The organism is Natronotalea proteinilytica, from assembly GCF_055379935.1.
The window spans coordinates 1938670-1960175 of sequence record NZ_AP043947.1 but is presented as its reverse complement, the minus strand read 5'-3'; the positions used below and the strand labels follow the sequence as shown (position 1 = coordinate 1960175).

General features: G+C 54.1%; 16 protein-coding genes. 13 read left to right on the top strand and 3 right to left on the bottom strand.

Features of this window, described 5'->3' with window-relative positions; translation table 11 throughout:
* Nucleotides 1–18: 18 nt before the first annotated feature.
* The 8 genes from ACZ5AL_RS07900 to ACZ5AL_RS07865 all read left to right on the top strand — a co-directional run bounded on the left by ACZ5AL_RS07900 (nt 19) and on the right by ACZ5AL_RS07865 (nt 11830).
* On the top strand, nt 19–729 hold the full coding sequence (locus ACZ5AL_RS07900; protein ID WP_464509826.1) for a glycogen/starch synthase: 711 nt from the start codon (nt 19–21) through the stop codon (nt 727–729).
* 663 nt (nt 730–1392) lie between these two features.
* On the top strand, nt 1393–2682 hold the full coding sequence (locus tag ACZ5AL_RS07895; RefSeq protein WP_464509824.1) for a hypothetical protein: 1290 nt from the start codon (nt 1393–1395) through the stop codon (nt 2680–2682).
* A 181-nt stretch (nt 2683–2863) separates the two neighbouring features.
* Nucleotides 2864–4183 carry a hypothetical protein gene (locus ACZ5AL_RS07890; RefSeq protein WP_464509822.1) on the top strand — a complete coding sequence of 440 codons (1320 nt, stop codon included), beginning with the start codon at nt 2864–2866 and terminating at the stop codon, nt 4181–4183.
* Nucleotides 4184–4418: 235 nt separating this feature from the next.
* Nucleotides 4419–5777 (top strand): tetratricopeptide repeat protein, encoded by a 1359-nt coding sequence (locus ACZ5AL_RS07885; RefSeq protein WP_464509821.1) that lies wholly within the window; start codon nt 4419–4421, stop codon nt 5775–5777.
* A 379-nt stretch (nt 5778–6156) separates the two neighbouring features.
* Nucleotides 6157–7443: a phosphopyruvate hydratase gene (gene eno / locus ACZ5AL_RS07880; protein ID WP_464509819.1), complete on the top strand. Its 1287-nt coding sequence runs from the start codon at nt 6157–6159 to the stop codon at nt 7441–7443.
* Between the two features lie 157 nt (nt 7444–7600).
* Nucleotides 7601–7888, top strand: a complete 288-nt coding sequence (locus ACZ5AL_RS07875; protein WP_464509818.1) for an FtsB family cell division protein — start codon at nt 7601–7603, stop codon at nt 7886–7888.
* A 39-nt stretch (nt 7889–7927) separates the two neighbouring features.
* The gene (locus ACZ5AL_RS07870; protein WP_464509817.1) at nt 7928–8893 is read left to right on the top strand and encodes an ROK family protein; all 966 of its coding nucleotides are present in this window, start codon (nt 7928–7930) and stop codon (nt 8891–8893) included.
* 48 nt (nt 8894–8941) lie between these two features.
* A complete protein-coding gene (locus ACZ5AL_RS07865; RefSeq protein ID WP_464509815.1) occupies nt 8942–11830 on the top strand; it encodes a putative LPS assembly protein LptD in 2889 nt (962 codons plus the stop codon).
* 45 nt (nt 11831–11875) lie between these two features.
* Here the strand turns inward: ACZ5AL_RS07865 and ACZ5AL_RS07860 are convergent, their stop codons facing one another.
* Nucleotides 11876–12655, bottom strand: coding sequence for an SDR family oxidoreductase (locus ACZ5AL_RS07860; protein WP_464509814.1), 780 nt, complete (start codon nt 12653–12655; stop codon nt 11876–11878).
* 208 nt (nt 12656–12863) lie between these two features.
* Here ACZ5AL_RS07860 and ACZ5AL_RS07855 point away from each other — a divergent pair, with 208 nt between their 5' ends.
* Nucleotides 12864–13070, top strand: a complete 207-nt coding sequence (locus ACZ5AL_RS07855) for a cold-shock protein (protein ID WP_464509813.1) — start codon at nt 12864–12866, stop codon at nt 13068–13070.
* Between the two features lie 110 nt (nt 13071–13180).
* On the opposite strand, the gene ACZ5AL_RS07850 is transcribed toward ACZ5AL_RS07855, so the two are convergent.
* Nucleotides 13181–13768 carry a hypothetical protein gene (locus ACZ5AL_RS07850; protein WP_464509812.1) on the bottom strand — a complete coding sequence of 196 codons (588 nt, stop codon included), beginning with the start codon at nt 13766–13768 and terminating at the stop codon, nt 13181–13183.
* Between the two features lie 342 nt (nt 13769–14110).
* On the opposite strand from ACZ5AL_RS07850, the gene ACZ5AL_RS07845 reads away from it, so the two are divergent.
* From ACZ5AL_RS07845 to ACZ5AL_RS07830, 4 genes are all read left to right on the top strand, one after another.
* Nucleotides 14111–16123, top strand: coding sequence for a GWxTD domain-containing protein (locus ACZ5AL_RS07845; RefSeq protein WP_464509811.1), 2013 nt, complete (start codon nt 14111–14113; stop codon nt 16121–16123).
* A 411-nt stretch (nt 16124–16534) separates the two neighbouring features.
* A complete protein-coding gene (locus ACZ5AL_RS07840) occupies nt 16535–17464 on the top strand; it encodes an ABC transporter ATP-binding protein (protein ID WP_464509810.1) in 930 nt (309 codons plus the stop codon).
* Between the two features lie 45 nt (nt 17465–17509).
* The gene (locus tag ACZ5AL_RS07835) at nt 17510–18811 is read left to right on the top strand and encodes an ABC transporter permease (RefSeq protein WP_464509809.1); all 1302 of its coding nucleotides are present in this window, start codon (nt 17510–17512) and stop codon (nt 18809–18811) included.
* 132 nt (nt 18812–18943) lie between these two features.
* Nucleotides 18944–19546: a hypothetical protein gene (locus tag ACZ5AL_RS07830; RefSeq protein ID WP_464509808.1), complete on the top strand. Its 603-nt coding sequence runs from the start codon at nt 18944–18946 to the stop codon at nt 19544–19546.
* 656 nt (nt 19547–20202) lie between these two features.
* Here ACZ5AL_RS07830 and ACZ5AL_RS07825 read toward each other — a convergent pair.
* Nucleotides 20203–21489, bottom strand: a complete 1287-nt coding sequence (locus ACZ5AL_RS07825; RefSeq protein WP_464509807.1) for an asparagine synthetase B — start codon at nt 21487–21489, stop codon at nt 20203–20205.
* Nucleotides 21490–21506 lie beyond the last annotated feature (17 nt).

The window sequence follows — 21506 nt, the reverse complement described above, 5'->3', positions numbered from 1 at the left end:
ATCATCATCCTTGGTTTTATGGCGCAGCCAACCCGTTTACTGTACATTACTGGTGAAATGGAGCCTTTCACCGAAGCTAGTCCGTTATCCACCCGTGTGCGTACGCTGGCTGAAGAAACGCAAGATGCAGGCCCCTACGATGTGCGCGTATTCATGCCGAAGTTTGGGGCGATTAGCGACCGCCGTAATCATCTGCACGAGGTGATTCGGCTTTCGGGGACGGAAGTACCTATCAATGGCGGCACCGATGCTTGCACCGTAAAGGTAGCCTCCGTGCCCGATACGCGTGTCCAAGTCTATTTTATGGAGCATGCCACGCATATCCCTGAAACACCCGGAAGCACTTCGTTCCCAGAAAGCCATGCCTTATTTTTTAACCGCGCCATTCTCGAAACGCTTGTGTCGTTACGATGGATTCCCGACATTGTACATGGTTTTGGGTGGCAAAGTGCGCTCTTTCCGTGGTTGGCTTCGCAAGAATACAACGGGCATGAGCACATGACCCACCAGCCCCACTTTGTGTTCACCCCTGATGATTCGGCCCACGCACGGTCCTTACCCGAAGATATCGATTCGGGAACCGGTGAGTATCTAAGCTTAGGAATGAACCGGGCTGGAGCCACCGTTCCGCTACAAGAGACGCCCCATGTAGACGGAGCAGCTGCTATGCTTCTCTCGGCCAATGACGCATCCAACCGATTGCTCACCCTGTACGAAGATACGATGTGAGTCCAACTGCACTTCAGATTTATCGATAAGTAGTGTTGTGGCACAGGTCAATCTTCGGGGAACGCATGGCCCCCTAACGTACCGAGAATAACCCACACCCTTGTCATTGCGAGCGGAGCGACGCGCCCCGACTGCAGGGAGGAAGTGCTCTTGGGGTGCAATCTCATTGCTGTCAGACTAGATGCAGCCGCCTAATCAACGGCATGAGGTCGCATCCCAAGAGTACTCGTTCGCTATCGCTCACAGCGCCGCGTCGGTCGCAATCTCCCTCCTCGCGATGACAATTTCGACCCCTAACATTCAGCCGTGACAGAGTAGTAGGCATTGACATACGATTGCTGCACGCTTATCCGTTACAAAGTGTGAAAGCATCCTTTTGTGGTACGTCGGTGGCATTTGAGCATGCGACAAAAGCCGATTCAACATCGAACACAAACGGGTATGCTTCACGGTGCATGCAAGAACCGCAACGACAGTGTGTCGTTTGGGGGACCGGTTGTACACAGCCTTCAATTGTGAACAACCATAAACGCGAGTTGCTGACCGTTCGTTTGTGTTTGCAGACGAGCTTCATCAATCCGCGCACTGCTTAGACGCTCAGTGTTGGCTTTTTGCATGTGTCTCACGAGTTTTCTTTCGTATAACGGCGTTTCTTCGTTGAGTATGCACACCGTCCGTTTGGCTCTGTACGCTGCACTCATAGGTAGCTTTGTCTTTCTTTTCGCTGCGTGCGACGACGACCCTTCGGGGCTTGGCGTAGGCGTAGGCCCCGATGACGACCAACTCGAAGGGGGCGAACCGGTGGCCCTCGACGTGCTCCCCAATGCGATACACGGCGAACGCCGTGCACCCCGTACCGGGGGGACCCTCCAAGAAGGCGGGGTAGATCGGTTCTTTGCAGGGCGTGTTAGCGACCCTCTTGTCGGAGACACGCAGGCCGAATCGTTTTTCAACGTACTGCAGCCAACAAACGTGTCGTCTGCATTCGTCGATGGGCCAATTTCAGAGGTGTCGCTTGTTGTTGAGCCCACTAGTATATACGGCGATACGACTGAAACGCTCACTCTTGCGTTGTATGATGTATCTGAGTCGTGGAGCCCGTTAGAGGCACGCTCCGATACTACGTTTGCCTTTGGCGATTTGGTGACGACCGTGAGCTTCTCACCTACTGACGACGAGGTTGTCATCGAGTTGCCCGAGGAGTGGGTGCAGGAAAACGATTCGATACTGCGCGATACGACAGACGCCGGAGACGCGTTTGCTGAGGCCTTTCATGGGTTTCGGCTTGCCCACGAGTCGGGGAACGCCGCCGTAGGATTCGAACGGAGTGCAACTGAATTGCAGGCGCTGGTAGGAGCAGACACCACTCAGTTTATAGGACAAGCGAACTTTACAAACGTCAGCCGAGAAGGCACTCCAGATCTCCCCGACGATCGGGTGCTTGTGCAAGACGGATACGGTGATATTCTGTCCTTCTCGTACGATTTTGACGATACAGATGGGCTGCGTACGTGGCCTGAAGGAGAAGCTGGACTCTTGCGCGAAAGCCCTGTCAACCAGGCAGCCTTTATCGCGCCGCTTGATACAACGATCGTATATGAGAACACGCCAACTAACTTCGTTCGACCGGAGCCTAGTAGTTATTCGCTCCGTGGCGATCTAACCGATGGCGGTGAAGGGGTGCTCAGTAGCAATGTAACCCCTGCTGATGAAGAGGTCCGGTTCAGTGTGCCTGGAGCAGGAGCTGACTTTAGCTTTGCCCAGCTGTTTCAGGAAAGCTTCCAAGGCAACCCGCCGTATCAACAGTTTCTTGTAACCCCTGAAGCGTTTGTTGGAGGAGAAGATGTGACGTTTGACCTGGGGGCAGCGGTGTTTAAAGTGGCGCCTGACGATCTCGATGAGGAGCGTGTGCGAGAAAGTACGCGTACCACGCTTACAGTTACACCGTTTTAGCGCGATCTGCGTGCATACGCTCCCTGCCGAGCTCGTGTCTTAAATTGTGTGCACCCCACCAATCCGTATGATGATGGATGCCAATGGACATAAACCTGCGGCACGATCATTAACTTCGGTTTGCGGGGTAAGATTTTTTACCACTCCTTGTTCGTACTGGTTTTTTGCCTACCCTCACCTTATGACGCATTCTGTTCGAACACTGTTGGTTGGACTGCTTATCGTGTTGGGAGGAGCGCTTCCGGCCTGGGGGCAGTCCTCTGGCGATGGATCTATTTATTCTCGTTTTGGCCTCGGTGAAATTCAGCCGTTTGCTTCGTCGCAAGCTGAAACAATGGGCGGGCCAGGTGTTGCCCTGCGGTCGCTCAATTACACTAACTTCAGCAATCCCGCGCTGTGGAGCGATCAAGTGCTTACACGTGCCTCGTTTGGGGCCCGCTACCGCACACTTGAATCAACAAGCGGCACCGATGAGCCAGATAGTCGCCTCACCGCTGGTACGTTTGAGGGACTTCAATTTAGCTTTCCCCTGCAAGATCAAAAGCTAGGGGTTGCCTTTGGCTTTGCACCCACAACGCGATCTGACTTTCGTGCCCTTAGCAGTGGTTCCTTCGATCCGGGTACAAGTGGGGGCGATCCTATCGATTACAATGTTGAGTTTGAAGGGCGCGGAGGCCTGCAAACAATTACAGGCGGATTCGGCTACCGCATCAATAGTGCTTTGAGTGTAGGGGCGAGCCTCGACTACATTTTTGGAACCATCGAAACGCGCCGCAGCACTACATTTGAAGCCGGCGGACTCGAAGATGCGGTCGTCACGGAAGGAATTCGCCTTACTGCGCTAACGAGCACCTTAGGGGCTCACCTCACGTTTAGCGATGCACTTCGTGACGATGACAACTTCATGATAGGGGCGGCCTTTACGCTCCCTACCGAACTGTCAGGAGAGCAAACACGCACATTGGGCGAAAGCCTCGACCAAGATACCCTCAGCACATCGTCAGAGGGCGCCCTCGACATGCCTTGGACAGCCAAAGTAGGCTTCGCTTACTCCCCAAGTTCTGCGCTAACGCTAACAGCAGACGGCGTGTATGCACCGTGGAGTAGTGCATCAAGTACCATCGGTAGCAGCAGTGGACGCCCATTTCCTGTAGGAGGTACCGATACATTCAACGACCGGGTACGCGTGTCGTCGGGACTGGAGTGGACGCCCGCCGGAGACGACACGATGCGCGGCTATCTGTCTCGTGTCGCTTATCGGCTTGGTGTATCGTATGAGCAGCTTTATGTATCGCCCAACGCCTCTACAACAATCGAAGCGGTGGAGGCTCGAATCGGGATAAGCCTTCCCACTGCCGCTTCTGGCACGCGGATTGATCTATCTGCTAATGTAGGCCAGCAAGGAACGACCAGCCAAGGCTTGGTGCAAGATACCTACTACGGAGTATCAGCCCGTGTAAGCATTGGCGAACGGTGGTTCCAGCAACGCCGCCTCCGTTAACTTGTGGTGCTTCATCAAGGCAAAACACGCGTCATTGGCCGTGTTGCCTGAATAAGATGGCAGCAGGCTGTCGATGTACGACGCTGATCCGTTGCATTGACGAAGTGTACAACAGACCAGGCGGCACATATAGAAAGGAGATAGCTCCTTTGCATACCCTCCTTGACGCCTTCGTACTAAATCCGTAGTGTTTAGCAAAGTGTAACGTCCTGTCCACTAACAACTACACTCCCCGATGTATTCTGCCCCCCACTCTCGGCCCGCCGGCACGTTCGCCACGATCTTGCTTTTGGGAATTGCACTGGTTTTAAGTGCTGCCCTCCCCACTTCGGTGGCTGCCCAAGAAGCAAACGATGAGGATGGCCCCGATGAAAACGAAATTCTGCGCAACTACAGCCTCTACTGGGAGAACTTGCGCAATGAGAACTTTGAAAGTGCGGCTCCACGGCTTCGTTGGATGCTAGAGCATGCTCCTACTGCTCCGCGGGACGATGACCGCAACTATCGCCGTGCCGTTGATTTGTACACCGGCTTAGCGGAAAATGCCGAGGACAACAGTGAGCGCATTGCGTATCTCGACTCGGCTGCGGTCATGCTTGCAACATCTCAGGCTGAACTCGATGAACAAGGGGTCGAGTACGATGAGTATCGCTGGGAGATGCGCAAAGGCCGTTTTCTCGAACAATACGGAAGCGAGCTGGAGTCCATCCCAGAAAATCTTGATAATGCCCCAACGCATTATGAGCGTGCCTTTAACCTAGACCCCGAGCGCATTGATGTGTACTTCGTCAATGTGATCATTGAAGAGTATCTCGATCGGGGCGACCCAGAAGATGCCATCGCGTTCATGGGGCTAGCTGAAGAACTACGCGGAGACGATGCGGAGGTGATGGAAATCGTTGATCGTGAGCGGAGCCGTATCTTCGATCGCAACCCTCGCGCCCTTATGTCGCATTTAGAAGGCGTTGTCGAGGAAAATCCTGAAGATATCGACTCGGTTATCACGCTCTTTGAGCTTTACGTAGATCGCGGGGAGTTTACGAAAGCCAATGAGCTAGCCAATGATCTCATTGAGCGAGATCCGCCTGCAGAGGTCCTGCTTGCCATCGCTGATCTACGTATCGAAGATGGAGACGCCGAAGGAGCTATCGAGATGTTTGATCGAGCCGAGGAGAAAGGGGCGACCTTCAGCGCCTCAGATTACTTCAACATGGGAGAGGCCAAGAAGAGCTTGGGGCAACTGTCGAATGCACGGACATACTACCGTAATGCAATCGACAAAGATGAGTCGTTTGCTGAAGCGTATATCGCAATTGGTGATCTGTACGTAGATGCCGTCTCAGAGTGCTCAGGTGGAGAAATGGGGCGCTCTGATCGTGCGGTCTATTGGGTGGCTGTCGATCAGTTTCAGAAAGCGATAGAAGCAGATGGAGGCTCCAATAGCCGTGCCGAGAGCAGAATCAACACGTATCGTGAGGTCTTTCCGCGTTCAGAAGACATCTTCTACCGTGATGACTGGACGGAAGGAGAGTCGTTTACCGTCGACTCCGGGTGCTACTCGTGGATCAACGAAACCACGATCGTGCGCCGCTAACGATGCTGAAAAACCGCGGCAATCTGCATCACGCAGTCAGAGATCGTACGATGCGGAGGTCACTCCCAACTGACGTAGAAAAGTGATGCTACATCTTAGTAATGCGGGTCGGTGCTTCTTCGTGCCGACCCGCTTGTGTTTTTAGGAACGTGCGCGCAATGCGAAAGCAGTTCATTGCTTCGGGGGAGACGAAGAGCGAATCCGCATCGTAACGGCTGTAGGCTTTCTGACCATGCCTCCAAGCTCATAGCGAGGTTGCGTATTAGGCACGTTTTCGTATCTGTAGCGTGCCACACATCTTGTTATTGCCCATGCTGATGCCGTTCTTATGGGCAGTGATACCCTTATCCGTTCTGTTTTCCTGCAATCTTGTTCGCTTATGTCCACAATCCATCGCATTACGGCTCGTCAGGTTCTCGATAGCCGGGGTAACCCTACCGTCGAAGTAGACGTGACAACTGACTCAGGCATCCGCGGACGTGCTGCCGTGCCCAGTGGAGCCTCTACAGGAGTGCATGAGGCTGTTGAGCTTCGTGATTCCGACACCGATCGGTATATGGGAAAAGGGGTTCAGCAAGCTGTAGCCAATGTCAACGATACCGTAGCCTCCGAATTGCACGGCTTCCCCGTCAGCGATCAACACGGCATCGATGCGGCGTTACTGAACTTGGATGGCACGTCGAACAAGTCCAATCTAGGAGCCAATGCTATCCTGGGCGTATCGTTGGCCGTTGCTAAAGCCGCAGCGCAGCACCACAACTTGCCCTTGTACCGCTACCTTGGTGGAGGACTGGCCCGTCGCATGCCCGTTCCGCTCATGAATATTCTGAACGGCGGCCATCATGCTGACAATAGTGTGGATATGCAGGAGTTTATGGTTGCTCCTGTAGGGGCGAGTAGCTTTTCGGAAGGACTTCGGATGGGCGTTGAGGTCTTTCATACATTGAAGCGCGTGCTCTCTGACAACGGATACAGCACGGCGGTAGGCGATGAAGGCGGTTTTGCGCCCGATCTAAGCTCGAATGAGGAGGCTATTGAACGCGTCATAGAAGCAATTGAAGCCGCTGGCTATAGCGCTGGAACCGACTTGGCTATAGCACTCGATCCTGCGGTTGCCGAAATGTATCAAGATGGCCAGTATGTATTCTGGAAAAGCGATCCTGACAACCCACGTAGTGCCGAAGACATGGTGGCCTACTGGAGTGAGTGGGTAGAGAAGTACCCCATCGTGTCGCTTGAGGACGCAATGGATGAAGACGACTGGGACGGCTGGCAGCAACTGACGAGTGCCATTGGCGATCAGGTGCAGTTGGTCGGTGATGATCTGTTTGTAACGAATACCGAGCGCCTGCAGCGTGGGATAGATGACGAGGCCGCAAACTCCATCTTGATTAAGCCCAATCAGATTGGCACGCTTACGGAAACGGTCGAAGCCATCCAGCTTGCACACGAAAACGGCTTCACGAGCGTAGTCAGCCATCGTTCGGGCGAAACCGAAGACACGACTATTGCAGACCTTGCCGTAGCCTTGGGCACAGGCCAAATAAAGACCGGCTCGGCCAGCCGTAGCGATCGGCTTGCGAAGTATAACCAACTGCTTCGCATCGAAGAAAGCCTGGGCGATGCGGCAGTTTATCCGGGACGCAGTGCCTTTACGCGCGCCTAAAATCCCGATGCGCGTCCATTACGATCCCAGAGATACACAGTCCGGTAACTGCCGGTCGTGTGGGCCAAGCCAGTCCCTCCATTTAGAAGGGACTGGCTTGCACGGTCCCACGCCGCATCCATCGCAGGATCTGTGACCTGAACGCCTTCCGTACGCTATGCCCCTTTTGCTGTCGTTACGTGCTGTAAAACGTTGGAGCATTGGGCTTGCCGTGGTATTTGTTGCTGCGTGGCTGATGTTTATTGACAGCCACAGTGTCATGAACCGTATACAGTGGTATCAAGAGCACCAGCAGCTCACGGAAGAAAACGAAGCGCTGCAAATGCGCATCAATGAGCTCGAAGAAGAGTTAAGTGACGACTTATCCGATGAGCTTATCGAACGCATTGCCCGCGAAGAGTATGGTATGCAGCGTCCAGACGAAACGGTGTATCGCGTCGAATAACTCGCTTAAGCTTTCTCTTTTTGCATCCAGTTTCTTGGTATGAGCACCCACGCCCTAGGCATTGATCTTGGCGGTACAAACTTGAAAGTTGCGCTGGTGGAGCGTACAGATGGTATTGTTGAGGCACGTTCGCATCCCACACCTGCACAGAACGGCCCTGAAGCCATACTTGATCAGATGGCGCGTCAGGCATTGGAGTTGATAAAAGATCATGATGTGAAGCCAGTGGGGATAGGGGTAGGCTCGCCCGGAGCTATCAACTGGGCGCGTACAACGGTGCATCATCCACCAAATTTTCCAGGCTGGAAGGTAGTCAACGTGGCCAAGGCCTTGCAGGAACGAACAGGATTGGCCTACGCAATTGTCGAAAACGATGCAAACGTGGCAGGGCTGGGGTCCGCTTACTATGGTGCCGGTCGCTCCTACGACTCATTCCTCATGATTACACTTGGCACTGGCGTAGGGGGAGCGATCATCTACCGAAATCAAATTTTTCGCGGTAGCACCGGCGGTGCAGGGGAAATCGGGCACATGACAATCGACTATGAAGGCCCCTTGGCCAACTCGGGCGTGGGTGGAGCCGTAGAGGCATACCTTGGCCAGCAGTTTTTGTCGAGGCATGCACGACAACGGCTACGCCACCACCCCGATAGCCTCGTCCATACCATTACTGACCATGATCTGTCGAGCCTTACGCCGCGCACCCTTCATCAAGCCGCTACGCAAGGCGACGAGCCAGCCATAAAAATGCTGGCGTGGGCCGGGCACAAGCTTGGATGTGCATTAGGAGCAGCCGTCAATTTGCTTGACATTCGTACCATTGTAGTGGGTGGAGGTGTGTCGAAAGCCGGGAATTTCCTGCTGGATCCGGCCCGAAAAGCGCTTGAAAACCACGTCGTTCCCAGTTTGCGCGATGGCCTGGTTGTAAAGCAAGAACAATTAGGGAATGAAGCCAGCCTCCTCGGAGCCGCTCGTCTTGCCTTTCGTGCTGCCGAGCAAACCTAACGTCGCCTGCCCGCTGTGTATCGCTTTTGTGTTTGTGTGTAGGGAGCTATGATGTACCGTCCCTGCCTTTTTGTGATCTGCGCTGTGCTGCTCTTGCTCTTGGTAGGGGGAACGCCGTTTTCTGTTGCATCAGGACCGTCCAGTGCGTCCGAACTCATCCGTGTTGATACCACCGAAACCGCCGAAGAACGTGCTCCTGAAGCAGACACGACAGAAGCAGACACGACAGAAGCAGACACGACAGAAGCCGAGCAGCCTTCGCAAGAGCCGGTTGATGCCCCCGATATGGTAGGAGCCACACCCGATGCTCCATCTCCATCGGGAGAGGAGGGAGACCTGGATGCGCCTGTTGAATTGACGGCGCGCGACTCGCTCATCCTCTCGTTTCGAGATGACGCTGAAGACACTGGCACGCTGCATGGGGAAGCCCAAGCCGTTTACGAGTCTAACACGCTGCAGGCCCAAACCATCACGTACTTCTTCGGGCGCGATGAGATGCACGCCAGCGGTCCGCCTTCCGATACTGCAGCAAGTCCGCATCCCGTATTTGACCGCGGGGATGGAGACGAGTTTACCGGGGCCGAGCTTGCATTTAATCTGCGCTCACAACGGGGACGCGTCGTGCAGGCGCGCACCAGCGAGGGCGATGGCCTCATCGAAGGAGGCGTCATCAAACGATTTGAGGAAGGCACCTCGTTCATCGCCGATGGCATTTACACCACTGATCGGCGTCCACCCGGCGTCACCCCATCATACTCGCTCCGCTCCACCCAAATGAAAGTGGTTGACGAGCGCTGGGTGTATACTGGACCCATTCAGCTCTATATTTTCAATATCCCTACACCGTTCTGGCTGCCGTTTGGGATGCTTCCCTATACCGAAGAACGCCGTAGCGGTCCGTTACCACCCACCTACGGAGAGGATGATCGTGGTTTCTACCTTCGAGATTTTGGATGGTACTTTGCCATGAATGAGTTCACGGATCTTACCATTGAGGGCGGGGTGTGGTCGGGCGGGAGTTTTGAGATCAACCCGCGGTTTCGGTATAACCGACGGTATCATTACGACGGAGACCTGCGGCTGCGGCTGCTTTTTGAGCGGTTTGGACAGCCCGAAGACCCGGACTTTCGACAGCAGCGCGATGGACGTCTGCAGTGGAGTCATAACCAAGACCTTACGCCAACCTCTTCGCTTCGTGGCAGTGTAGACCTGGCCACCTCATCCGACTTCACGCGTAGCAACACCACCAACTACAACGAGGCGGTGCGTCAAGAGGTGAGTTCCAATCTGCGGTACCGGCAGCAGTGGCCCGGTAGTGGACGCAACCTCACTGTTAATGCAAGCCAGCGGCAGCAGCTTGAATCGGGGGATGTGCGGATCACTCTGCCGGACATCAGCTTTCGGCAGCGTAACTTCAAGCCGTTTGAGCGCGATCGCGTAGGAACCGATGAAGCCTGGTACGAGCGCATCACCACCAGCTATCGAGGTTCGCTTAGCAATTCGTTTGTGTACAACCCTACCGAGGAAACCGATATTGAGTGGTATGAGGCCATGTTTTCGCCAAGTGCGTATCGCGAAGGCCACAGAGACGAGAACCGCACTGATCCATTTGATATCGAGGCCAGTCACAGCATTCCGGTGAACGCTTCCTTTCGCATCAATGAATACAACCTGAGCATCACCCCTCGTTTTGATTACAGCTCCGATTGGGTCATTCGCACACAGCGCAAGCAGTTGGTTGTTGATTCGTTAGAAACCGATGAGGATGACCTGGAAGCTGGCGTTGGCACCCCCGTAGAAACCCGAGTTGATACACGCAGCGAGGCAGGTTTTGCAGCGCGGCACGACTTCTCTACCGGCGTGAGCTTAAGCACCGAATTTTTCGGGCTCTTTCAAGGACAAATCGGCCCCTTTCGTGGGTTGCGTCATCGGGTACAGCCGTCTATCTCGTACAGCTACCAGCCCGATTTTAACGACCCGCGCTGGGGACGTACACGCACCTACATTTCGGATCTGGACGGCACCGAGCAGCGCTATGATATCTTTACAGGACGGGATGTGCAAGGCAGTGTCGAGCAGCAAAGTCTAAGCTTCAGCGTGAACAATCAGTTTGAAACGAAGCGTGTGCGCGTCGACTCGACCGGAGCCACCGAAGAAAACACGATACAGCTTTTGCGACTGAATGCATCTTCGTCCTACAATATAGCGGCCGACTCGCTGAAGCTGAGCGACATCAACATGAATGCGCGTACTACGGTGAGCGACTTCCGGATCAATCTACGCACTACGTTTTCCCCCTATCAATTTGTTCGTATTGAGGATAATGGTACCGAGCGCTTTGAGCTTGTAGATCGATACATGGTCAGCAGCAATCCGCTTACTCCTGTGCGGCTTACCAACTTTCGCGCCTCGTTGAGTGGCGACTTTAGTATGGGGCGAGGTGGTCAAGGACCGCCCCGAAGAGGAATGCAGGGCCGCCAGACAGGACAACGGTCGCAGCCCGGGTCAACACGAGGAGCTCCAGGGGATGAAGCGAGTGGCTCCATTCCGTGGTCGCTCGACTGGGACTTCTCGTATCGGTATCGTCGCCAGTTTGTGGAGTCTACCCAGCGTGCAGAAGTGAATGGTAACTTTACGGTAGGGCTCACCCCGAAGTGGAGCGTGAGTGGGCGTACAGGATACGATATTGTTGAGCGAGAAATAGCCTCCACGCAGCTCTCTGTGTATCGCGATCTGGGCGCATGGGAGATGTCATTCTCTTGGGCCCCATTTGGGCAGTTCCAGTCTTACAGCTTCAGCCTCAACGTCAAGTCGGGACAACTTCGAAACCTTCTGCGTCTTGATGTGCCCCGTGATGAAAGTCAAGGACGACTTGGAGGCGCCGGGAGCCTCCTCGATGGCGGACGTGGCGGCTCGCGCGGTGGGGCTCCGTTTTAGAACTTGTTTGGGCTTTGGTTTGACAGCGAAAGCGAGTGCGGTAGATCAGGTCGTGTCTATGCGCCGGATGATCTGATTGAAAAGTGCAGGCGACAGGCGCTTCAGATACACCGCATATGTTTCAAGTCCACCAATATACACTTCATCGCGCTCATCCTCGATTGCCTGAATGATGGCATCGGCACATTGATCGGGGGTAATGCCATTGCGAATAGAGGCTGACTCGCGTCCGTATGGAGAGCCATCAGCGGTCAGTGCATTGCGCGACACGTTGGTGCGTACGTACCCCGGGCAAACAAGTGTGACGCGCAGACCTTGGTCATGCACTTCAGCACGGAGTCCATCGAAATAGCCATGCAGTGCGTGTTTTGAGGCCGAATAGGCGGTGCGCCCTGGCGTGCTGAATTTGCCCACCACACTACTTACCACACCGATGTGGCCATGCCCTTGCTCAATAAACTGAGGAAGAAGAGCCTGGGTGAGGGTCACGGCACCAAAGAAGTTAACCTCCATAATGCGTCGAACTACGGAGAGGTTGGTGTTCACCGCCCGAGCCCGTTGGCTGATTCCCCCGTTATGAATGAGCACCTCCACCGTATCACAGGTGCTTAGAACGGTTTCGGTGGCGTCATGCAGCGAATCGGGATCGCTAAGGTCAAGGGGCACCACGTGGTGACGATCGGGTGCTGTGCAGCGTTTACGCACGGCGTGGAGCGCATCGGTACGACGGGCCGACAGTATGAGTTCAGCGCCACGGGCGCTCCACGCGTAGGCTAGCGCTTCACCAATACCAGACGAGGCGCCTGTGATCCAGACGGTTTGCATTGTTAAGGCGGAGGAATTGTCCATCATAGAATCAGCGGGAAGGGGCGGTGTCATTAAACTGCAGTATACATCATACGAAAACCACATGGAGGATGCGAACAAGCCATGTAGATAGAGGGTTGCAATTTATGGAATAAAATCACTGTATGTCGCGACTGATGCTGCGCAATGCAGTGTCGACTGTGCACTCATCAACACCAACACCGATATGCCACAAGGAACTGTCAAATGGTTTAGTGCCGAGAAAGGGTTTGGCTTTATTGCCCCACACGATGGCACGAAGGACGTATTCGTCCATGCGTCGAACATAAGAGATGTAGAGGTCAACGGTCCGCTTCAGGACGATGACGAGGTTGAGTTTGATACGGAGCAAACTCCGAAAGGCCTCAACGCGCTGAACGTGGAACGCGTCTAATGCGCTCGGTTGGCCCGTGGTACGCGTACTGCGATGCCGTGTAACAATACGCTCGGCTTCCTTTGAGGAGGTCGAGCGTTTTTTATGTGTTATGGTCTCCAAAGAGTAGGTCAGAGTTGGTTCGTAGGCAATTGCCATCGAAACTCTAACTGCGACGAAGATGAAGCAGGACGAACAGAAAGACGTAGACTGGTGGTGTCTAACAAGTCCCCATGCTCGGTGTTACGTAGGAAGTATGCACGATTAGTGCGGTAGTATACCCCTGGATCGCCGCTGGCATGCGTATACGATTCTGTGGTGCTCGTTGTAACGCGATGGGCACGATAGGTCCGCCCATAGGCATCACGCAATTCAATACGAGCCCCCGGTCCGGAAAAGTTTGCGCGCCGCATGGCATCAGAGGCTTGTCGCGTAATGAACGTGTGGATGTCGATGCGTACAAGCTCGTCGTACTGTGCCAGGTGCCGTTCGGTGATGTCAGTAGCTGTGTCTTCGGAAAGGTCTCCAACGCCAATTTCGTGCTCCAGCTCGGCATAAGCAAGATCACGGTTCCAGAGCGTGGCGAACGTAATATGACGTTGTCCTTCGTAAATGCGTGTGTCTGAACTGCGTCGCATCTGGGCAGATGCCTCTACGATGAGTGCTGTATATGACGGACGTTCATCGCTGGCGTACCGTGCACTGTCGGGGTGAGACACGTTTCGCTCAGTGGGAAGCGAAAGGTTCGTAAACGTTGACGCAGAGGGTAAGCCTGCTCGGTCGGAACTCAGGCTAGCACATCCTGCCAATAATCCAATGACCAGGAGTAGAAGACATGCATGTCTATAACGCTTGAGCACCAGAGAGCAATAAGAAGAAAAGACGGTAGCCATGAAACGTGTTAGCTGAGGAGATAGACAAAAACCTGATGGACCTGTTTTGTGATATGAGTGTGAACCTGATCCGTTCAGAATCGTTAAGCAGGGTCCAGAGCAGGTCTCACATATCCTCTTTGTACATCGTTGCGATATTTCGCTTAGCGTCAGGTAGGGTTTTCCGCTATGATTACCGCCATGACTATCATGAAGTGGGCACGTTGGTTTACCTTAGTCATTCTGGTAGCGTTTACTGTTGGCTGGGGGCTTTCTGCAGTTGCAGTGAGTGCGCAAGCAACGGATACTGAACCTGAGGAGGCCTATACAAAACCAAGTGTGAGCGATTTACAATCGGCACTGCAGACAACGATTGATGAGAGTGCAGAACCCGACTGGAAGAAGGCTGTCCAGTATTACACCGCGCTTATCGAGCGCGTTGGCACATCTGTTTCCGACAAGGAGCACAAAATCCTGGCTCGGCATGTGGCACAGCTTCGCTTGGTCCTTCCAGATGAGGTGCGCCATGAACTGGCATGGGATACAGCGGCAGATGAGTTGGCTAAGTGGTCGTTTCCCAGTGAAGAAGTGGGGGCAGAACTAACGAAATGGCTCCGCAGTCAAGACCCGTTGCCCAGTACAGGAGAAAATGAGCGTGTGCAAGAGCATGTGCGCCGCATAGCTGTTGCAGAAGAGCACTACGGCCACGAACGTCGTCCAACCGGACTTGATGACCGCGGCGAAACGTATGTGCGGTTTGGAACTCCAGCCCGCTCAACAGAGATCGACTACACGGACTATACGTTCCAGAGCGAGGTTTTTCGTTTTGGGATTTTTGTTGGCCCAAACGACTTTCCAGACCACGAAATTTGGTTTTATGACCACATTGACCGAAATGCATATTACATTTTCGTAGAGCGCGGTCCGTATTATCGGGAGGGTACGACTCGGGATCTGCTTCCGCAGCGCTTACGCAGCGGATTCCAAGGCGATCGCGGGGCCAATCATGCGTACAGTGCGATGTACGCTATGCAGCACATCTACCGGCAGTTGGCGTCTGAGCATAGCAATTTTGGGGCACGTTACAGCAGTATCGCCAACTACACCGACCTCCAAGAAAGCTTTGCCATGATGGAAGACATGGGGCAGACGTTTTCAGGAAATCGGACAGAGCAAGAAGTCGGCGATGGATTTGGGCAAAGTCGCCGTGTCTACGAAGATCCAGCAGGCGGAGTGGAATCGCCGGTGTCAATGGTGCGCCAGGTCCTGCAGACTAGCCGAATTGAGGATCAGCAAGCGCAACGACAGCGCGAGCAGTCTGTCCCTGCGTCTCACTCTGAAGTGTTAGACCATGTAGGTGACTTGGATGTTAACCACCGTACGGTTCGTTTCTTGGGCGAGGATGGAACTACGCGTACCGAGGTGTACTGGGAAATGCCGAACGAACAACTTGCCCTCACCGAAGGACAGTCTGAAGCCATTGCGGCGTTGGAGGGGCGGTTCGAAGGCTTCCTGGTTCGTGCCTCAGCTATGCAACGCAATCAAGCATATGAGAACGAAGTGCATACCGTGAATCATCATCCGGTTGCAGAAATCACAGGAGGACAGTATGCAGCAACCGAGCATACATTGGACGTGGAGGGCAGCACGACGTTGTATCATATTGGACTACAGTGGGATCAATTTTTGTTTAGTGAGACCGAGGGACTCGGGCCTATCGCTCGCATCGGTACGGCTCGCGTTGATTCAGTACGAACCCTTGATCCAGAGAGGCTTGAAATGAGCGATTTAAAACCCCTCCAGTACGCGTCAGGACAAACGGAATGGATGGGGGAGCATCAGACACCAATGCTCAAGGATACGCTTTCGCCTGATCAGCCGCTCGCGTTATACTTTGAGGTTTACAACTTGCTTTTCAATGAAGACGACCGCACCGCGTATGCTATTGAATACGAAGTGCAAACTACCGAGCCTCGTGGTGGAATTGCGGGGTGGATCCGGAGTGCTCGTGTGCAGCAAACTGCCACCGAAACGATCTACGAAAGCGCAAATCGGCAGACCGAAGAGTATATGCTCATCGACCTAGAGGAAATTGCGCCCGACCGCCCTTCCGAAGTCGATATCATTGTGCGTGTTACGGATCAAACCAGTGGCAATCAGGTCGAGCGTACGCTGTCCTTTACTCTTAACCCGCTGTCCTAAACACGCATCTCCTTTTCTTCTCGACGATTGTCTCGTGTAGTGCGCTGTGACAGGTCAATGGTTGGGTTGCGCCTGTTTGGGAAACGACCGAGAAAAGCCGCCCCTTGTCATTGCGAGCGCAGCGACGCAATCTCATGCTATCAGGCCAGATGCAGCTGCCCAAGCAACGGCATGAGGTCGCAACTCAGGAGTACTCGTTTGCTCCCGCTCACACTGTCCCGCCGGTCGCACGCTTCCTCCTCGCGATAACAATGTTGGACTACCATACCTTTCAGGTGTGACACAAGCAGTAGTGCTGTCTGCACCGTCTATTTTTCAGGTCCTCATGTAACATTATAGTTGCCCTACACGTGCGTAAGCGTGGCAGTTTTATATTCGTGACCTCGCGGGCTCGCTCTAGAAATCAAGCAGATGGCTACACTGGTTGTTGATGGCGTACACAAGTCGTATGGATCCACCAAAGCGGTGCATGACGTGTCGTTTACGGCCAGACCCGGGCGCATTCTGGGCGTGCTAGGACCAAACGGTGCCGGAAAAACGACGACGATCCGGATGATCACTAACATCACGATTCCCGATCGCGGCGCGGTACGGTATAAGGATCAGGTGGTTGGAGCGTGGAGCCAACGTCAAATGGGATATCTACCCGAAGAGCGTGGTCTCTATAAAGAACTGCGCGTTGAAGAGCAGTTGGTGTATTTGGGCCAACTCAAAGGGCTTGCCGAGGAGGAGGCGCGAACACGGGCTCAACACTGGCTCAATCGCTTCGAGGCACAGGACTGGGGCGAGAAAAAAGTCGATGAGCTGTCCAAAGGAATGCAGCAAAAGGTGCAATTCATTGCCACACTGCTCCATGATCCCTCACTGCTCATTTTTGATGAACCATTTAGCGGACTCGATCCGATCAACTCGGAGCTGTTGCGGGATATCATTTTGGAACTGCGCCGCGACGATCGTACAATTCTCTTCGCGTCTCACCGGATGGAGCAAGTAGAGCAGCTTTGTGACGATATTTGTTTGATGGCGAACGGGCAGGTCGCTCTTAGCGGCAATTTGCGCGAGGTGAAATCGCAGTTCGGACGCAATACCGTGATCGTTGGGTTTGACGGGCCCGATACGTTTATTGACCAACTCAGTGCCGAGAGAGCGGTGCGTGTGCTCACGCGCAGTGCGCACCGCGCTGAACTTCGCCTCCTCGATGGTACACCCGCCCGTCGTGTGCTCGATACTGCGCTCAATACGGTAGATGAGCTGCATCACTTCGAGCGTGTAGAGCCGCCGCTCAGCGAGATTTTTGTCGATGTGGTTGGCAACGCTCAGGAACGCTCTGCCATCGCGTAGCTCCCCTTGTCGCTTCCCGTTCCCCTTTACGATTTATACAGGTTTATGCAGCCCCCGATTTGGATCATCTTCAAGAGCGAGTTCTGGCGTCGCGTGCGGTCTAAAGCCTTTATCTTGGCTACGCTCTTGGCCCCTATTGGTATGATTGCATTGTTCGCATTGCCGGTGTTGGTCACCAGCTACGCGATCGACAGTGGGGAAGATGCTCCCATCGCTGTAGTTGATGAAAGCGAGCGCCTATTGCCTCGCCTTACGGAACAGACGGATGAGCGGTTTACTTTCGTGCGAGCCGAAGCAGAGCCCGAGGCGCTGGCCGACTCAGTTCGTAACGGCGTGTATAGTGGGTACTTGATGCTTCCTCCAGAGCTGCTTGATGGCGAAGGCCGGGCGGCATTCTACCGTAGCGAGGGCGGCGGAGTGACCACGCGCACGCAAATCCAGATGCTGGTGCAACGAGCCGTAGAAACAGAGCGGCTGGCCGCCGAAGACATGTCCGAGTCGATCGAAGCCATCTTGGCGCAGTCGACCTCAGTAGACATTCGGCGCATCACTGAAGTGGGCGAAGAGGCCGATCAAACGTTCATGTATTCGGCCATCGGATACATCTTAGCCTTCGTCATCTATTTTGCTGTCTTTATCTACGGACAGTACGTCATGCAAGGCGTGATCGAAGAAAAGAGCTCACGCGTTGTCGAAATTGTGGTGTCGTCTGTTCAGCCCTTTCAGTTACTCATGGGCAAGGTGCTGGGCATTGGGGCAATGGGACTCGTGCAAATGATCACATGGGGCGTGCTCGTTGCGGGCGGACTCATGGCGGCAGGCCCCATCTTAATGCTGTTCTTGGATCCGGCGGCTTACGACCTTACGCCCGATGCTTCACAAGAAGCCGTGCTCGATGCGGCAGGCATTGCTGTACCCTCGCTTCCGTTCTCGCTGTTTGTATGGACGATTCTATTTTTTGTAGGGGGGTATCTGCTGTACGCAGGACTTTTTGCAGCTGTAGGGGCTGCTGTAGAGCGTGTTCAAGATGCACAGAGCCTGATGTATCCGGTGTTCATTCCCCTCTTGTTACCGCTGCTCTTCCTGGGCGTCGTCATCGAAGACCCAAACGGTACACTCTCAACCGTGCTGTCGTTTATCCCGCTCTTTGCGCCGATCCTGATGGTGTTGCGTTCGGCACTTACCGACGTAGCCATGTGGGAGCTTATGACATCGTGGAGCCTGGTGGCGCTCTCTTTTGTGGCTACCATCTGGTTAGCAGCGCGCATCTATCGAGTGGGTATCTTCATGTATGGTAAGCCGCCTAGCCTACGCGAACTGATGCGGTGGGCGCGGTATCGTCCCTAGCAGACTTCTATTGTAGTCTTCTATTGGTACTAGGGAAAATGCAACGTCTGCAGCAGTTGCGGGTGTTATCAAGTCCTCTGTTGTCCATCAAGTCCTCTGTTGTCCGTCCTGCCTAGTAGAATGCCCATGTTCATGTCGATGCCGCGCATTTCGAACCTCTCGTCTGGTCTGTTACTGTTTGCCATCTTGGTGTTTTCAGCATGCGCCTCGGATGTACCTGAAGCGCCCGAAGAAGCGGAAGAGCCTGAACCTGCGCCCGAGGCGGTAGAAGAAGAACCTTCTGCCGAAGCCCTCGCCAATGCAGCCAGTCTAAATGAGTTGGCTGGCCTGTTGGATGGTCCGTGTGGCGGTGCTCCGTGTGATGTCGCCCAGCACGCCGAGGTGCCCGATACCACCGATGCCGAACAAATGCGCTCGGTAGTGCAGATTGAAACGCAAGACACCGATGCATACGAGACCCTGTTTGATACACAAGGCACCCCTCAAGAAGGGACGGTGTGGACCGATGTGGCTGTCGGGTATGCTGCTTGCGATCCCGATATTACCGTAGAAACGCAGGGCCTCGACTGGTACGAAAATGAGGCCTACACGACATTTTTGATCGTCCCCACATGCGAATCGGTAGACATCCAAAACGACGCGGACGCTATTACTGATTTCCAGATGGCTTTTCAAGAAGCAGTATGTGAAGAGGTGGGCTGCGCTGATCCCGTAGCGGATTGGATTGCGCAGTAACTGTATTCTATGAAGCTGATGCTGTCCTATTACTGTGTCACAGGTCAATCTTCGGGTTGCAACGCCCCACGTTTTAATGTTGTCATCTTGAGCGGAGCAACTGCGTCTAGCAGGTGCGGAGTCCTGACACGAGCGAAGCGACTGACGAACGCAGTGAGTAAAGATCTCCCTCGAAATGAGCAGGGCCACTCGATCGATCAGAGCCTGCTGAGCGTCGGGGAGATGGTTCGACGTGCTCCGGGCTGGGCCCGTCGCGTGCACTCTAAAAGCACTTCTTCCCTGCGGTCAGGGCGCTCACCATGACAGGTTCTTTGGGAGGGGGCTGGGATACAGCGTTTCGGACGGTTTCCGTACCCTAACAATCAGGTGTGACACAGTACTACGGCCTCGTTACAGGTCAATCTTCGGGTAACGCATGGCCACCTAACGTACCGAGAACAACTCACGTCCTTGTCATTGCGAGCGGAGCGAAGCAATCTCATTGCTGTCAGACCGGATACAGGTGCCGAATCAACGGCATGAGATCGCACCCAAGGAGTACTCGTTCGCTAGCGCTCACAGCGCCGCGTCAGTCGCAGGGCTCCCTCCTCGCGATGACAAGTTTGGATCCTAACTTTCAGGTGTGACACAGTACTACGTTAGCCCACGATCACGTTTTACGTTTGTTGCTCCTCGGGTGTAGCGGCAGGAAACAGAATGTTGTTCAGAATCAGACGGTATCCAGGTGAGTTCGGATATCGTGACAGTTCGGTAGGCGGATCGCCCACGAAGTGTTGGTAATCTTCGGGGTCGTGGCCTGCAAAGAATGTGAACGTGCCCTCTCCAAGACTTCCGTGCAAGTATTTCACTTCGTCTCGGGCCGGTGTTTCCCCAAGATTTACCACATGGTCCTTCACCATATCCGCATTAAACGCTGTAGTTTGGCCAACAAATCCGGGTACGGTCGAGACGTGGTTTTGGGTGAGCATGGTGGGGATAGGATCCCACTGAGCGCTAAACTCAAAAAGGGTAAAATAGTCCATCGAGGGATCGCGCATGGAAGGCGGGGGCAACCCGGCATCGAGGTTTGAATGGTCGGTGCTGTTCGGGTTGAAATCGGGTGTGAAGCCTTCGAACGCGAAAGTTTGTGCGTAATCCAATCGATCCACGGCATCGGGATCAACCGGGTCGCCATCGTATTCAGCGGGTACGATGTCGGTGTCGTGGGCAGCCAGGGCCAGGTCAAGTGTCTCGGTGCCCAGGCACATCGAGAACAAAAACCCTCCTTGTTCTACGTACGACCGAATTGTTTGAGCTACTTCCAACTTAAGATCGCTAATTTTTTCAAACCCATATTCCGCGGCGACTGCTTCAGCTTCCTGGAGTTTTTCTTGATACCACGAGGTGTTCTGAAACCGAAGAAACTTGCCTAGTTGTCCGGTGAAGTCTTCATGGTGCAGGTGAAGCCAGTCATAATCGGACAGATCGCCATCTAAGACCTCGCGGTCGTAGATCATGTCGTAAGGCACCTCAGCGTACGTCAGAGCCAGAAGCACGGCGTCGTCCCAAGGAACGGTTTGAGCGGGCGCGTACACGGCAATTTCAGGAGCTGTCTCCAGTCGCATGGCAGCTTGGTTGTTTCCGTCCGATTCAACCCGATCCACGAGCGAAGCTGCTTCGGACGCCGAAAGGTGCTCGTACTGAACATTGCGGACGCGAAGTTCTTCTTCAAGATCGGCAGAGGCATTCATGAGAAACGATCCGCCACGGTGGTTCAACAGCCAATCAACCTCCTGATTTTGAGTGAGCATCCAAAAGGCGGCTCCATAGGCTTTCAGATGATCGGTTTGGTTGTCATCCATGGGAATGAGGATCTCCTGGCTGGCATCGTTTGGGGCTGTGGTGGGCCCGAGCAGGAGCGCAGCAACCAAAAGCAACGCAACGGAGCGAATAAACGTAGGCATAGCACAAACAAAAAGTT

Bases quoted from the DNA above. Each gene is read 5' to 3' on its own strand.
- ACZ5AL_RS07900 (WP_464509826.1), top strand. From the start codon at position 19: ATGGCGCAGCCAACCCGTTTACTGTACATTACTGGTGAAATGGAGCCT.
- ACZ5AL_RS07875 (WP_464509818.1), top strand. From the start codon at position 7,601: ATGCCCCTTTTGCTGTCGTTACGTGCTGTAAAACGTTGGAGCATTGGG.
- ACZ5AL_RS07855 (WP_464509813.1), top strand. From the start codon at position 12,864: ATGCCACAAGGAACTGTCAAATGGTTTAGTGCCGAGAAAGGGTTTGGC.
- ACZ5AL_RS07865 (WP_464509815.1), top strand. From the start codon at position 8,942: ATGATGTACCGTCCCTGCCTTTTTGTGATCTGCGCTGTGCTGCTCTTG.
- ACZ5AL_RS07870 (WP_464509817.1), top strand. From the start codon at position 7,928: ATGAGCACCCACGCCCTAGGCATTGATCTTGGCGGTACAAACTTGAAA.
- ACZ5AL_RS07840 (WP_464509810.1), top strand. From the start codon at position 16,535: ATGGCTACACTGGTTGTTGATGGCGTACACAAGTCGTATGGATCCACC.
- eno (WP_464509819.1), top strand. From the start codon at position 6,157: ATGTCCACAATCCATCGCATTACGGCTCGTCAGGTTCTCGATAGCCGG.
- ACZ5AL_RS07885 (WP_464509821.1), top strand. From the start codon at position 4,419: ATGTATTCTGCCCCCCACTCTCGGCCCGCCGGCACGTTCGCCACGATC.
- ACZ5AL_RS07845 (WP_464509811.1), top strand. From the start codon at position 14,111: ATGATTACCGCCATGACTATCATGAAGTGGGCACGTTGGTTTACCTTA.
- ACZ5AL_RS07825 (WP_464509807.1), bottom strand. From the start codon at position 21,489: ATGCCTACGTTTATTCGCTCCGTTGCGTTGCTTTTGGTTGCTGCGCTC.
- ACZ5AL_RS07830 (WP_464509808.1), top strand. From the start codon at position 18,944: ATGTCGATGCCGCGCATTTCGAACCTCTCGTCTGGTCTGTTACTGTTT.
- ACZ5AL_RS07860 (WP_464509814.1), bottom strand. From the start codon at position 12,655: ATGCAAACCGTCTGGATCACAGGCGCCTCGTCTGGTATTGGTGAAGCG.
- ACZ5AL_RS07895 (WP_464509824.1), top strand. From the start codon at position 1,393: ATGCACACCGTCCGTTTGGCTCTGTACGCTGCACTCATAGGTAGCTTT.
- ACZ5AL_RS07835 (WP_464509809.1), top strand. From the start codon at position 17,510: ATGCAGCCCCCGATTTGGATCATCTTCAAGAGCGAGTTCTGGCGTCGC.
- ACZ5AL_RS07890 (WP_464509822.1), top strand. From the start codon at position 2,864: ATGACGCATTCTGTTCGAACACTGTTGGTTGGACTGCTTATCGTGTTG.